12 protein-coding genes are annotated in these 12,977 nt (G+C 71.2%); 7 read left to right on the top strand and 5 right to left on the bottom strand.

The genetic code is table 11. The annotated features are described in order from the left end of the window. The first annotated feature begins 23 nt into the window (after positions 1-23). Entirely contained in the window at positions 24-761 is a 738-nt protein-coding gene (locus ACZ5ID_RS32145; protein ID WP_468904981.1) for a class I SAM-dependent methyltransferase, read from the top strand. Further along, on the top strand, positions 758-2,362 hold the full coding sequence (locus tag ACZ5ID_RS32140; RefSeq protein ID WP_468904979.1) for an FAD-dependent oxidoreductase: 1,605 nt from the start codon (positions 758-760) through the stop codon (positions 2,360-2,362). Before ACZ5ID_RS32145 ends, ACZ5ID_RS32140 begins: the two co-directional genes overlap by 4 nt. 57 nt (positions 2,363-2,419) lie before the next feature. Here the strand turns inward: ACZ5ID_RS32140 and ACZ5ID_RS32135 are convergent, their stop codons facing one another. Further along, the gene (locus ACZ5ID_RS32135; protein ID WP_468904976.1) at positions 2,420-3,055 is read right to left on the bottom strand and encodes an RNA polymerase sigma factor; all 636 of its coding nucleotides are present in this window, start codon (positions 3,053-3,055) and stop codon (positions 2,420-2,422) included. Positions 3,056-3,226: 171 nt separating this feature from the next. Here ACZ5ID_RS32135 and ACZ5ID_RS32130 point away from each other — a divergent pair, with 171 nt between their 5' ends. Beyond that, positions 3,227-4,288, top strand: a complete 1,062-nt coding sequence (locus ACZ5ID_RS32130) for a MerR family transcriptional regulator (RefSeq protein WP_468904974.1) — start codon at positions 3,227-3,229, stop codon at positions 4,286-4,288. 92 nt (positions 4,289-4,380) lie between these two features. Beyond that, positions 4,381-4,554, top strand: coding sequence for a CsbD family protein (locus tag ACZ5ID_RS32125; RefSeq protein WP_406553460.1), 174 nt, complete (start codon positions 4,381-4,383; stop codon positions 4,552-4,554). A gap of 171 nt (positions 4,555-4,725) precedes the next feature. Here the strand turns inward: ACZ5ID_RS32125 and ACZ5ID_RS32120 are convergent, their stop codons facing one another. Further along, complete coding sequence (locus tag ACZ5ID_RS32120; RefSeq protein ID WP_468904971.1) at positions 4,726-4,962, bottom strand: hypervirulence associated TUDOR domain-containing protein; 237 nt, start codon at positions 4,960-4,962, stop codon at positions 4,726-4,728. 267 nt (positions 4,963-5,229) lie between these two features. Here ACZ5ID_RS32120 and ACZ5ID_RS32115 point away from each other — a divergent pair, with 267 nt between their 5' ends. Further along, on the top strand, positions 5,230-6,360 hold the full coding sequence (locus tag ACZ5ID_RS32115; RefSeq protein ID WP_468904968.1) for a spore photoproduct lyase family protein: 1,131 nt from the start codon (positions 5,230-5,232) through the stop codon (positions 6,358-6,360). 250 nt (positions 6,361-6,610) lie between these two features. Continuing rightward, positions 6,611-7,945 (top strand): esterase-like activity of phytase family protein, encoded by a 1,335-nt coding sequence (locus tag ACZ5ID_RS32110; RefSeq protein ID WP_468904965.1) that lies wholly within the window; start codon positions 6,611-6,613, stop codon positions 7,943-7,945. Between the two features lie 24 nt (positions 7,946-7,969). Here the strand turns inward: ACZ5ID_RS32110 and ACZ5ID_RS32105 are convergent, their stop codons facing one another. Further along, positions 7,970-10,024, bottom strand: coding sequence for a hypothetical protein (locus ACZ5ID_RS32105; protein ID WP_468904963.1), 2,055 nt, complete (start codon positions 10,022-10,024; stop codon positions 7,970-7,972). Positions 10,025-10,244: 220 nt separating this feature from the next. Between ACZ5ID_RS32105 and ACZ5ID_RS32100 the strand changes: the two genes are divergently transcribed. Then, entirely contained in the window at positions 10,245-11,018 is a 774-nt protein-coding gene (locus tag ACZ5ID_RS32100; protein WP_468904960.1) for a restriction endonuclease, read from the top strand. 129 nt (positions 11,019-11,147) lie between these two features. Here ACZ5ID_RS32100 and ACZ5ID_RS32095 read toward each other — a convergent pair whose 3' ends face one another. Further along, complete coding sequence (locus ACZ5ID_RS32095) at positions 11,148-11,438, bottom strand: ricin-type beta-trefoil lectin domain protein (protein WP_468904957.1); 291 nt, start codon at positions 11,436-11,438, stop codon at positions 11,148-11,150. Positions 11,439-11,641: 203 nt separating this feature from the next. Next, positions 11,642-11,980 (bottom strand): MerR family transcriptional regulator, encoded by a 339-nt coding sequence (locus ACZ5ID_RS32090; RefSeq protein ID WP_468904954.1) that lies wholly within the window; start codon positions 11,978-11,980, stop codon positions 11,642-11,644. Positions 11,981-12,977 lie beyond the last annotated feature (997 nt).

Below are 12,977 nucleotides of genomic sequence, written 5' to 3'. Positions count from 1 at the left end.
GCACACCGCACACAGGAGACCGCATGACCTTGCTGCGCGACCAGGACCTGGCCGTCGCGTTCGACCACGCCGCCCGCGGTTACGACGCTCTGGTGGCCGTCAACCCCGGCTACCACTCCCACCTGCGCCGTTCGGTACGACGTCTGGGCTTCACGGGCGGCGGCCGGGGCCTGCGCATCCTGGATCTCGGCTGCGGCACCGGCGCCTCCACCGCCGCCCTGCACACCGTCCTGCCGGACGCCGTCATCACGGCCGTGGACGCCTCCGCGGGCATGCTGCGACGGGCCGCCGCCAAACCCTGGCCCTCCCACGTCACCTTCGTCCACGCGCCCGCCGAGCGGCTCGCCGAGGCCGGTGTCCAGGGCCCGTTCGACGCCGTGTTCGCCGCCTACCTCTTTCGCAACCTCTCCGACCCGGACCCCGTGCTCGGCGCCGTACACCGTCTGCTCGCCCCGTCCGGCCGGCTCGCCGTGCACGAGTACACCCTCAGCGGCCACCGCGTCGACCGGGCGGTGTGGACCCTGGTGTGCCGCGGTCTCGTCCAGCCCCTCGCCGAGGCGCTGGGAGACGGTGATCTCTACCGCCATCTGTGGCGCAGCGTCGTGGACTTCGACACCGCGGACCGCTTCGCCACCCGTCTGCGCACCGCCGGATTCGACGCGGTACGCGTGCTGCCGCTGCCCGGCTGGCAGACCGGTATCACGCACACCTTCGTCGCCCGCCGCGCCGACACTCCCACCGGAACCGAGGGAGCACGATGACCCGACCGCGCGGGAACACGACCCCGCACCCCGGCCGGGACCGGCGGGCACGCGCGCTGCCGCCTCCGGCCGGATCCGCACACATCCGGGGCGAGCGGCCGAGCACGGCGGTGGTGGGGGGCGGCATCGCGGGCCTGGCGGCGGCGACCGCGCTGGCCGAGCGGGGCGTGGCCGTGACGGTGTACGAGCGCGAGCCCTATCTGGGCGGCCGGGTCGGGGCCTGGCCCACCCGGTTGGCGGACGGGACACGGGCCACCATGAGCCGCGGCTTTCACGCGTTCTTCCGCCAGTACTACAACCTGCGCGGCCTGCTGCGGCGCGCCGACCCCTCACTCGCCCGCCTCACACCCCTGCCGGACTACCCGCTCCGCCACCGCGACGGGATGCGGGACAGCTTCCGCCACGTCCCGCGCACCCCGCCCTGGAGCGCGGTGGGGTTCGCCGCGCTCAGCCCCTCCTTCGGCCTGCGCGACCTGCGCCGGATGCGTCCGGCCGCGGCCCTGCCGCTCCTCGACGTCCGCGTCCCCGACGTCTACCTGCGCCTCGACCGCACCAGCGCGCACGACTTCCTGGAACACATCCGCTTCCCGCCCAGCGCCCGCCATCTCGCCTTCGAGGTGTTCTCCCGCAGCTTCTTCGCCGACCCGCGCCAACTGTCGGCGGCCGAGATGGCCCTGATGTTCCACATCTACTTCCTGGGCTCCTCGGAGGGGCTGCTCTTCGACGTGCCCGACGCGCCCTTCACCGAGGCCCTGTGGAACCCCCTCGCCGCCCACCTGGGGCGGCACGGCGCCGATGTACGTACCTCCAGCCCCGTGGAGCACATCGCCCCGCTGCCCGACGGCGGTTTCGAGGTGACCACCGGCGCCGGGGACCACCAGCGCCACGACGCCGTCGTGCTGGCCCTGGACACCGGTGGACTGCGCTCGTTGGTGGGCCGCTGCGACCGGCTGGGCGACGCGGCGTGGCGCGAGCGCGTCGCCCGGCTGCGCACCGCCCCGCCCTTCCTGGTCACGCGGCTGTGGCTGGACCGGCCCGTCGCCCGCGACCGGCCGGGCTTCCTGGGGACCAGCGGTTACGCGAACCTCGACAACGTCAGCGTGCTGGAACGCTGGGACGGCGAGGCCGCCCGGTGGTCGGCACGCACCGGCGGGTCCGTCGTGGAACTCCACGCCTACGCGCTGCCCGCGGGCCAACCCCGGGATGTGGAACAGAAGCGTCTGGTCGACCAGCTCCATGTGGTGTACCCGGAGACCCGCGCCGCCGCAATCGTCGATGTCCGTCACGAGTGGCGGGCCGACTGCCCCCTGTTCCCGGTCGGCGGCCACACCGACCGCCCGCCGGTGCGCACCCCGGATCCGTGTCTGGTGATGGCCGGGGACCTGGTGCGGGTGGATCTGCCCGTGGCACTGATGGAGCGGGCGGCGACTACCGGGTTCCTCGCCGCCAACGCCCTCCTGACCCGGTGGAACGTACGCGGGGAGCCGCTGTGGACCGTCCCCGACCGGGGCCGTGGCCCGCTGCTGCGCGCTGTGAGCCGATGGGGAGGAGGCCAGCCGGTCCGGGCGGCGCGCGTCACCCCGGGGTCTCCCCGGCCGTAGGGACGAAGTCACCTGTCAGATGGCTCGCATCGGTCTCGCATCGGTGGTCTCCTCCCGTCATGCCGGGGCGCCGCTCTCCCGCAGACAGCGGGCGAGGGCGTGCAGCCCACGGCGGGCGTGGCTCTTGACCGTGCCCAGCGGCCACCCCGTCAACTGGGCGATCTGGGCGTGCGTGAGGTCGTCGTAGTAGGCGAGCCCGAGGACGCGGCGCTGCGTCGCGGGGAGTTTCGCCAGCTCCTGCCGGACCAGCACCCGGTCGAGCACGGCTTCTGGCCGCGCCGCCGGATCGTGCTCCTGGTGGACGAGTGCGGCGCCCGCCGCCGTGACCAGCTCGGCACGGCGTGTCCGGGCGGACAGCGTGTCCGCGATCGTGCGCCGGGTGATGCCGACGAGCCAGCCGGCCAGGACACCCCGCGTGGGTGAATAGGTGGAGCGCCCGCGCCACGCGGCCAGGAACACCGCCTGCGTGACGTCCTCGGCCTCGCGCGCGTCGTCCAGTGCCCGCCGCGCCAGCGTGTAGACCAGGGCGCTCCAGCGCTGGTGCGCCGCGACGAGGCAGGCCTCCTCGCCACGGGCGAATCCCTCGGCCAACTCCAGCTCGCCGAGCGCCCCTTGGGCCGGGACCCGTGACGGTTGCCTGGTGGCGCGGTCGGCGCCGCCGACGCCGGGACAGATGGCCCGCGCTGCGGTCATGATCGGTCCTCCTCCTCGGCCACGCCAACGCGGCCGGTTCACACGGCAGATGACGGCCGACGGGGCGGACGCCCGGTACGGTTCCGCCTCTCGCGGTGTCCGCCTCCCCAGCCTGCAAAGACCCGCACCGACAGCTCAACTCGCATCGAATGTGCGTCGTATAGTGCGGGCGTGAGTACCGACCACGCGCTCGGGCCTACTCGGTCCGAGGACATCGGCATCACCACCGGCGTGCTCGCACAGCGGCTCGGCGTGTCACCGGTGACCATCCGGTCCTGGGACCGTCGTTACGGCCTCGGCCCCGCGCGGCACCAGGGCGGCCGGCACCGCCGCTGGAGGGCGTGGGACATCGCCCTGGTCGAGGAGATGTGCCGGCTGACGGCCCTCGGAGTACCTCCCGCCGAGGCGGCCCGCGCCGCGCGGGCGGCCACCCGCTCCGCCCCCGTCGCCCCGGCTCCGGCCACCGGCCGGCCCACGCCCACGCCTGCGGACGCCCCGCCGCCGCGGCCCGAGGACGCCACGGGACCACGTCCCGCCTCCGTCCCGCCCGCCGCACCGACAGGAGGCGGCCCACTGCCCCTCGGCACCATCCGCCGGGAGACGCGCGGCCTGGCCCGCGCGGCCGTACGCCTGGACGCTCCCGCCGTACAGGCCTGCCTCAACGCGTTCATCCAGGAGCACGGCGTGCTGACGGCCTGGGAGGAGATGATGATGCCCACCCTGTACGCGGTGGGCCGCAAGTGGGAGTCCGGCGGCGACCGTTACGTGGAGGTCGAGCACATGCTCTCCTGGCTCATCTCCACCGCCCTGCGCAGCGTCCCGCTCCTGCTGCCCTGCCCGCGGCCCGCGCCCGAAGCCCCTCCCGCCCTGCTCGCCTGCGTCCCCGACGAGCAGCACACCCTGCCGCTGGAGGCGCTGGAGGCGGCGCTGCGCGAACGCGGAGCCGCCGTCCGCATCCTCGGTGGCGCCGTGCCCACCGAAGCGCTGACGGCCGCGGTGCGCCGCACCGGCCCCGCAGCGGTGGTGCTGTGGTCACAGACCCGCTCGACCGCCAGCCTCCCCCTCGCCCAGCACATCGCCGACACCCACTGGGGGATGCGAGGAGCGCGGCGCGGCCCCGTCGTCCTGCTCGCGGGACCCGGCTGGGGCCACCGCACGGCCTCGTCGGGCCTGCTGCGCCCGCACGGCCTCGGCGAGGCACTCGCCATGTTGTCCCGGGTGCGGAAACCGTGACGGACGGACGTCGAGGGTCACGGGGTTTACGGGCCGCCGATGCGAGCAGCAGGGCGGATACGACCATCCGGTTCTACGACGAGGAGGTCCGCATGTCGGGCGAGGAGAAGACCAAGGCCCACACCGAGCAGGCCAAGGGCAAGGTCAAGGAGACCGTCGGCCGCGCCACGGGCAACGAGCGCATGACCGACGAGGGCCGCGCCGAGCAGGCCAAGGGCGACGCCCGCCAGGCCAAGGAGTCCGCCAAGGACGCGTTCCGCCACTGACACGGCACGCACGCCTGGTACAGCGAGGGCCCCGACCCACTCTCCCGGGTCGGGGCCCCGCCGCGTCCCACCCCGGACACGCGTCCGTCCGGTCCCGCACCCGCCGAGGCATCTCCTCGGCGATCTCCCGTCGCGGGAGGCCTCCCCCGGGTTTCTCTCCGCGGCTTCTTCCTACGGCTTCTTCTTCAGCGCGCCGGGCTTGTGCACGGCCGTACGTCCAGACTTGTCGCTGCGCACCTCGTACTGGGGCTCGTCCGGCGAGGCGTCGACCGTGCGACCGGCCGCGCGGGTGCGTTCGGTGAGCTTGCGCTCGACCGTGCCCTCGGTTTCGCTGCCGTGGCTGCGCCACGCCACCTGGTCCCCACTGGACAGCTCCTGCTTCCCCGAGGACTTCTTCCTCTTCGCCACAGCTCGCTCCTTCCCAGCCCGCACGGCCTTCCCGCGGGAACCGCTCTCCACCCTGCGGGCGAACCACGAGGGGCGCATCCGGGGACCAGAGCCCGCAGGCGCCGCCCCGGGGCGATGAGACCCGAACCGCCTAGACTGGGGCAAAAGACCTGGACCAGCTCCGCGCGGGACTGCTGCGCCCGGCGGGCAGGGCACGAAAAAGCGAGCGGAGTGGAGATGCGGCGGCGCCCCCAGGATCCGGGCCATGAGGCCGAAGGACTCTTCGGCATGGAGGAGCTCATGGCCGTGGCCGCGCCGTCGGACACGGAAGCAGCCCGCCCCTTCCGTGACGGCCCGGAGGCGCACCGACTACTGCGGGTGACGGAGATCCACGCCGAGCCCGCCGCCGCCGCGTCCTGGCGAGGCCGGCAGATCATCGCGCGCTTCCCCGACGCCCGGCTCGTCGAGACATCCTCCCACTGGCGCATCCCCCACCTGCACGGCAACGAGGGAAACGTGGAGCGCTGGGTACGGATCAAGAGGGAAACCCTGGTCCTGGGTGAACGCACCTCCCTCGCCGTCCGGCCGAACGGACGCTCCGCCGACTGGATCGCCCCGGGTCTGTCCAACGGATGCGCCATGGCCTGTGCGTACTGCTACGTCCCGCGCCGCAAGGGGTTCGCCAATCCCATCACCGTCTTCACCAACGTCGACCGCGTCCTCGGCGCCCTGCGCCGCCACATCACCGCCGCCGGCCCCAAGACGGAACCCAACCAGTGCGACGAGCGGGCGTGGGTCTACGACATCGGAGAGAACGGCGACTGCTCGGTGGACGACCTGATCAGCGACAACACCGCCGATCTCGTCAACGCCTTCCGTCAGTGGCCCACGGCCAAGGCTTCCTTCGCGACCAAGCTGGTCAACCCGGACCTCCTGCGGCTCGACCCGCGGGGCCGCACGCGCATCCGGTTCTCCCTCATGCCGCCCAAGGACTCCCGCCTCCTCGACATCCGGACCAGCCCCGTCGCCGCCCGCGTCGAGGCCGCGGCCGACTTCCTGGACGCGGGGTACGAGGTGCACTTCAACCTCTCCCCCGTGGTGATCCGGCCCGGCTGGCAGCAGGACTGGGACGAGCTGCTGCGGATGATGGACGACGTACTGCCACGCCGGGTGAAGGAACAGAGCGCGGCGGAGATCATCATGCTCACCCACAACAAGGACCTGCACGAGGTCAACCTCGGCTGGCACCCCCGGGCCGAGGACGTCCTGTGGCGGGAGGACCTCCAGCAGCCCAAACGGTCCGAGAACGGCGCGTGGAACGTGCGCTACCGCACCGGGGTGAAGCACGAGGCCGTGGAATCCCTCTCCGACATGATCGCGGCCCGCGCACCCTGGCTGCGGGTGCGCTACGCGTTCTGACTCCCGGGCCGTAAACCGGGCCGCGCAGACCTCGCCGCTTGTCCGGGGCCGGGCAGGTCCACCGCCCATCCCCGCGAGCGGCGTCGGCCGCCCTCTTCTCCGCCGGATCCGGCCCCGCCCGCTGAGGACTCGCGTTCACCGAGGACACGCCCCGGCGTCATGAACCCGTTGCCTCGCGTTGCGCACGGGTGCGGATCATGAGCCCGCCGGGGTGGGTGTCCACCCGTGTGTTCACCGCAAGGGAGTTCAGATGAACCCGCGCCACCTGCGCAGGCCCGCAGCCATGGTGCTGCCGCTGACCGCGCTGGCCCTCGTGTCCGCCGTGGGAACGGTCGGCGCGGCCCCGGCGAGGCACACCCCCGTGCCGCGGGTTGTCTCCACCGCGACCCTGCCGGACATTCCCCTGGCCTCCTTCAGCAACCGCCTGCTGCCGGGCAGCGTCCGTGACGACCGCGGAATCCACCTCGGCGGCATCGGCAGCGACTTGTACCCGGCCGAACGGCCCGGCGAGTACTGGACGGTGACCGACCGCGGGCCCAACGGACAGATAGCCGTCGGCAAGGACAAGCGGCGCACCTTTCCCGTCCCCGGCTTCGACCCGGCCATCGTGAAGATCCGTCAAACAGGCGGCCGGATCCAGGTGCTCCAGGCCATCCCGCTGACCACGGCCACCGGGAAGCCCGTGACGGGGCTGCCCAACCAGCCCGCACGCGACGAGGCTCCGTACACCTACGACGCCTCCGCCCCGCTCGCGTACAACCCCGACGGCCTGGACACCGAGGGTCTGGTGCGGGACCGGGACGGAAGCTTCTGGCTGGCCGACGAGTACGGCCCCTCGCTGGTCCATGTCTCACCGCGCGGCCGGGTCCTGGCCCGCCACGTTCCGCGGGGCCTTCACCTCACCGGTGCCGACTATCCCGTGGTGGAGTCCTTGCCGTCGACCTTCCTCAAGCGGAAGGTCAACCGCGGGTTCGAAGGACTGGCGCTGCTTCCCGGCGGTGACCTGGTCCTCGCGTTGCAGAGTCCGCTGCTCAACCCCGACAAGGCGGGAGGGGAGGACTCCCGCACCACCCGTCTGCTGCGGTTCTCACCCCGGAAGAACCGGGTCACCGCCGAGTACGCCTACCGCTTCGATCCGGTCGGCGTCGTCGAGCCCGGCCAGATGAAGACCTCCGAGCTCAAGATCTCCGCGCTGGTCGCACTGGGCCGTGACCGTCTGCTGGTCCAGGAGCGCACCGACAAGTCCAGCCGACTTCACGAAGTGCGCCTGCGCTCCGGCTCCGACATCCTCGGATCGCGCTGGGAGGCCGCCACAAGCCCGTCCCTGGAACAGCTCGACGATCCGGCGGCGGCCGGCGTCCCGGTGCTGTCCAAGCGTCTGGTGGTCGACCTGAACACGGTCGTCGGGGTACCCGGCAAGATCGAGGGCGTCGCGGTCGACGGCTCCTCGACCCTCGTCCTGCTCAACGACAACGACTTCGGCATGAGCGACGGCGCTGGGGCGTTCGACGCGGCCGGCCGTCTGGTGGACACCGGTATCGAGACCACCCTCGTCCGGGTACGCCTGCCGCGCCCCCTGCGCTGACCGGTACGCAGCGTTTCCCCGGCTTCAGCGGCCCATGAGGACATCGTTTCGAAGGGCGTCGCGCAGGTCCTGCAACCCGGTGACCAGGGCCAGACCGGTCTGGTTGACCGGCGTGAGGCGGTCGATGACGGCGCGGCTGCGGACGGTGTCCTCCGCGTTGATGCGTTCCATGATCTGAGCCAGCGTCGACTTGAGACGGGACTGGTGCTGCAGGTGGTGATGGTCGACCGCGTCGATGAGGAGGCGGCCCTGGCTCTGGGTGACGCTCTCGAAAGCACTGCGGGCCTGTTTCACCTGTTCGTCGATCATGTCCTTACGCTCCTGGCGTGCCCTTTCGACCTTGGACTCGCGGTCCTTGAGGGCATCGGTGACTTTCGCGATGGCAATGGCTGTCAGCACGGCCGCTCCCGCCGGAACCGCGATGGTGGCGAGACTCAGGCTGGTCGTGAGCCATACGGCCCCGGCGGCGATGGGGCTGGCGACGCCGAGGGTATTCGCCGCGGCCTGCACCACCCCATAGGCCGTCAGGGGCTGGCGGCTGTCGGTCTGCATCGGGAAGTAACTCGTGTCGAGCGGTTCGGGAGAGACCAGTTGGGAGCCGGTGTTCACTCCGAGGTCCGCCCGGATCAGCTGCCTGGCGCTGGCGTCGAGCGCCTGCAACTCGCCGGCCCACAAGGTGGCGGGGCCCGCGGCTGACGTCATCCACTGGCTGAACAGCTGGACCTGGAGCACGTCGACCTCGTTGGCGTGTTCGGCGCTCAGGTTGCCTCGGTCGATCAAGGGGTCCAGCTGCTGGTGCAGTTCGTCGGCCAACCCGTTGAACGGGGCGCGCGCTGTGCGGATTCTGCGTTGCAGCTCGCGTCCGAGTTCGGTCCGGATGCGGTCAAGGGAGCGCTCGGCACCCCCGATGCGGACACGAAGACCGTCCTGTTGTGCCTCCAGGTCCTCCACGGCCAACTGGTGGGTGTCGAGCATGTCGGCGAGCTGCCGCTGGCGACGGCGTACGAGCCATCGCGCCTCGTCGGCCACCTGGCGCAGGTGCGCGTGGCCCGCGCCGGATTCCATCAGGCCCCGGAGGTGGTCGCGCAGTGTCTCCATGCCGCTGAGCCGACGAAGAGTGCTGCCGTCGTCGCCCTGGGAGTCCTTGAAGTCCGCCTCGGCTTCCCAGGCGGCCGAGACCGGCAGGAAGCCTTCCCCGATGAATTGTCCGCCCGGGGTACCGAAGTGGGTACGGAGGTAGGCGTTGTTGGTGGCCAGCACGCTCTTCCAGGCGGCCTGGCCCTGCTCACGCTGGGTCGCCAGGTCGATTCCCGTGAGGACCCACAACACCTTCTTGTTGGCGTTGCTCTGCATGTGGTGTGCGTACAGGTCACGGATGAGCTGGAGTTCGTTCGCGGTCAGGGCGGATGTCGCGTGACTCACGTAGACGAAGCAGTCCGCCTTCGCCCACGCTTCCCGCATGATGACCTCGTGCTCTTCGATCGGTGACTCCGAGCCGGGCAGGTCGAAGAGCTTGACCGGCAGACGAGCGTCGGAGATGAGCACTTCGATCGACTCGACACGGAGGTTGATGTGCTCGCGGCGCCGGTTGGTGACGTTGCCGTCCACCGCTCCGTATGCGGCCACGACGGCGGGCGGCAGGTCCGTGCCGATATCTTCGGCCCTGCCACCGGTGAAGTTCGCCCGCAGCAGTGCCCGGCCCCCGTCCCGGCCGGAGGGATCGTCTCCCACGGGGATGACCGTGCACGGACATGCCGTGGTCGGGCGCGCCGATGACGGAAGGACTCCCAGGAACTCCGCCGACGGCATACCGTCCTCGTCGGTGATGGGGATGTACTCCAGGGCGCCTTGCAGGCCGCTGATCAGGAAGCTCTTTCCGGATGACTGCCGTCCCAGCAGGGCCACGTTGAGCATGGACGACAGGACGCGTGTACGCAGGGCCTCCATGCGCGCGGCGTCCCCGGCCAGGCCTGCCGCATCGGGAAGGAGATCGCGCACCCCTTCCTCGTCGCACAACCAGCGCTCGCAACGGCTCAGCAGGTGCTTGAGTTCGTCCCGGGCTTCCTCGACGGGCATCATGCTGTACTTCTACCGCAGGACACCGCTCCGGCGCCCGCCAAACCGGTCAACACCGCCCCATCCAGGGAGAATTGCACACCGGACCTCCATCAACCCCGCCGACCACGGCCTCCTCCTCGGAGACCCCGTCTCACCCCCACCGAGTTGGAGTGGGGGAACCGGGGCAGACGGGAGCCATGGGTGATCATGGAATAGCCGCGTACGGGGAAGCCGGGCACATATGACCGCGCCACTGGACCGACAGGCCGCGACGGTGAGCCGACGGGCCTTCAGCCTCCGCCAGACCGTGCTGGTCTTCGCCCTGCTGGCCCTGCTCCTGTGGGGGGTCGCGCTCACGGCGAAGACCCTCGCCCAAGCAGCCGGCGGCGGCCCCCCGGGGGCGGGCGTGGCCATGACGGTGTGCGCGTCGGCGGCCCTGCTCGGCCTGCGCCGGTCCCGCCGCCGTCGCCTGACGGACCGTCTGGTCGAAGCGGCCGACGCGATCAGCCAGGAGCTCGCCGAAACGCCTCAGCCGGCGGCCCCGCCGACCCACCCGGCCGATCTCGCGCCGTACGAGCGTGAGGCGGGCCCGCCGCCCACCCAGGCCGTCGTCTTCACGGCGGAGGAATACGGCGCCATGGACGCGGACACGTTCGAGGAGGCGATAGCCGCCCTGTGCGAACGGGACGGCTGCACCGACGTGGAGGTCGTCGGCGGCGCGGGCGACCTGGGCGCGGACGTGGTCGCGACCGCCCCCGACGGCCGTTCGGTGGTCATCCAGTGCAAACGCTACGGGCCGGTGAACAAAGTGGGCTCGCAGGAGCTCCAGCGCTTCGGCGGCACCTGTTTCGCCGTCCACGAGGCACAGGTGGCCGCCGTGGTGACGACGGGCGAGTTCACCCAGCCCGCCGTCGAATACGCCGAGCAGTGCGGCATCCGTTGCGTGGACCACCTGGGCCTCGCCGCCTGGACCGATGGCACCGGCCCCGCACCCTGGAACGACACGGCGCCCTGACGGACCAGCACGTGTGACGGTCCTGGGGACGGCGGAGCGGGGCCCGGCCGAGGAACCGGCCAGACCCCGCGGGTGGTGCTGTTCCGACCGGACGGCCGACTGCTCGGCCGCCTCGTACGGTGGGACACGTCAGGGGCGTGCCCACTTGGCATTGGTGCCGGTGCCGCACTGCCACAGGCCGACGACCGAGCCGTTGGCGGTGGCCGCGCCGAAGACGTTGACGCACTGGTCGAGCTTGACGGCGCTGGTGATCGTGGCCGTGGTGCCGTTGACGTCCCACTTCTGCTCACCGCGCCCGTCGCAGGGCAGCGCCTTGAGGTGGGAGCCCTGGTTGGCCCCGGCATCCGCGGTCAGGCATTTACCCCCGACCCGCAGCTCCTCGATGACCGCGTGGACGACCTGGCCCCGTGGATCGACCACATACGTCAGACCACCCCCGAGGTGCGTCTGCAGTCGCTGATCCCGAACATCACCTCGGTGATGACGAGCGGTGACTTCAACGGCGACGGCATCACCGACATCGCCGCCGTATGGGGCAACGGAGCGCTGCGCCTATACGCCCGGTCGCCTCTCCACGGAGGTGGCCGGCCGCACTCGTTCCCGCGCCAACCCGCCTCCCGGCCTCAGACCGCGCCCGGCGGACGCGCCGATTCGGCATCGGCCAGGCGCCTGCCGTTGGCGCGTCGCGCTTCTTCGAGTTGGTCTTCGAGGATGACGATGCGGCAGGCGGCCTCGACGGGAGTGCCGTGGTCGACGAGTTCGCGGGCGCGGGCAGCGATACGCAGTTGGTGGCGGGTATAGCGGCGGTGTCCGCCCGGCGAGCGCAGTGGCGTGATGAGGCGGTGTTCGCCGATGGCGCGGAGGAAGCCCTGGGTGGTGCCGAGTATTTCGGCGGCCCGGCCCATGGTGTAGGCGGGATAGTCGTCGTCATCAAGACGGCTGATCGAAACGTCTGCTGTCATTGCACCTCTCTCATGGACCATGGGGCACGTGGAGGGGCCCGGGTGCCATAACCGGCACCCGGGCCCCGAAGGAACTGCTACACCATCTGCCGACTTTGATACTGCGCCGGCCTTCTGTTTCCGTTGCCCCGACCGAGAAGGTGCCGGGGATACGGGGATCGCGGTTGCTTGACCGGAGACCACCTCACTATCGATGTCCTGCGGTACCCGGACTCCGTAACGCTCGTCCGGGCGATCCTGATGGCGTCCAATCCCTCCGTTCTTCCCTCTGGGATCAATCACTTACTGGTACTGCGAACTACTGGTGATGCGGGTACTGCCGTACTGCTGTCGAACTTCCCCGGTGCGCGCGCCCGCAGCCGACGCCTTCACCGGGAGACCACTGAACTGCACTTCACTGCGGAGTACTGCGAACTGCGTTTACCACTGTTTCCTGCGGTACTGCTGATGGCGGCCCCTGATCACTGCGGGCCACCCGGTCCGGTCGCCAGTCCCGTCGCCGTCCTGCAACCGCTATGGCTTCGACACTCCACCACCGCACCGCCCTGCGAACTGCAACTACCTGTACTGCGGGTACTGCTGCCCAGCAGTTCGTCTCTGCCGGGCCCTGCGTCTCTCTGCGTTACGAGAGAAACCATAACCATGCCAGCATCCAATGTCTACTCCGGCCGACATAGATTTTCAGGCGCGGAGTCATCAGGTAGTCGTCACCGGGCCCACCAGGGCAGATGCCGGCTGCGGGGCGGGGCCGACCCCGAGGGAGGGGCCGGCGAACAGCAGGAAGGCCACTCTCACCGCCCCCGCGCACAGTCGGCCGGGTGGAATCGCGGGTGACCAGGCGGCGCCACGGGCGTTGAATGACGCATGACGACCACGACAATCCGGCGCAGGCCTGTCATCGGCGCGCAGCGCGGGGGCGGTGACGCGGCCCCTCTGCCCGAACTGGAGCCCATCTTCACGGAGCTCGTCCGTCGGTGGGAGACGACCGGTCGCCTTG

The organism is Streptomyces sp. NPDC031670 (assembly GCF_055580545.1).
The sequence above is the reverse complement of the archived record's forward strand: the minus strand, read 5'-3'. Positions and strand labels throughout refer to the sequence as shown.

Excerpts from the sequence above, each read along its gene's own strand:
- ACZ5ID_RS32135 (WP_468904976.1), bottom strand. The coding sequence starts at position 3,055 with ATGACCGCAGCGCGGGCCATCTGTCCCGGCGTCGGCGGCGCCGACCGC.
- ACZ5ID_RS32105 (WP_468904963.1), bottom strand. The coding sequence starts at position 10,024 with ATGATGCCCGTCGAGGAAGCCCGGGACGAACTCAAGCACCTGCTGAGC.
- ACZ5ID_RS32115 (WP_468904968.1), top strand. The coding sequence starts at position 5,230 with ATGGAGGAGCTCATGGCCGTGGCCGCGCCGTCGGACACGGAAGCAGCC.
- ACZ5ID_RS32110 (WP_468904965.1), top strand. The coding sequence starts at position 6,611 with ATGAACCCGCGCCACCTGCGCAGGCCCGCAGCCATGGTGCTGCCGCTG.
- ACZ5ID_RS32145 (WP_468904981.1), top strand. The coding sequence starts at position 24 with ATGACCTTGCTGCGCGACCAGGACCTGGCCGTCGCGTTCGACCACGCC.
- ACZ5ID_RS32100 (WP_468904960.1), top strand. The coding sequence starts at position 10,245 with ATGACCGCGCCACTGGACCGACAGGCCGCGACGGTGAGCCGACGGGCC.
- ACZ5ID_RS32090 (WP_468904954.1), bottom strand. The coding sequence starts at position 11,980 with ATGACAGCAGACGTTTCGATCAGCCGTCTTGATGACGACGACTATCCC.
- ACZ5ID_RS32140 (WP_468904979.1), top strand. The coding sequence starts at position 758 with ATGACCCGACCGCGCGGGAACACGACCCCGCACCCCGGCCGGGACCGG.
- ACZ5ID_RS32125 (WP_406553460.1), top strand. The coding sequence starts at position 4,381 with ATGTCGGGCGAGGAGAAGACCAAGGCCCACACCGAGCAGGCCAAGGGC.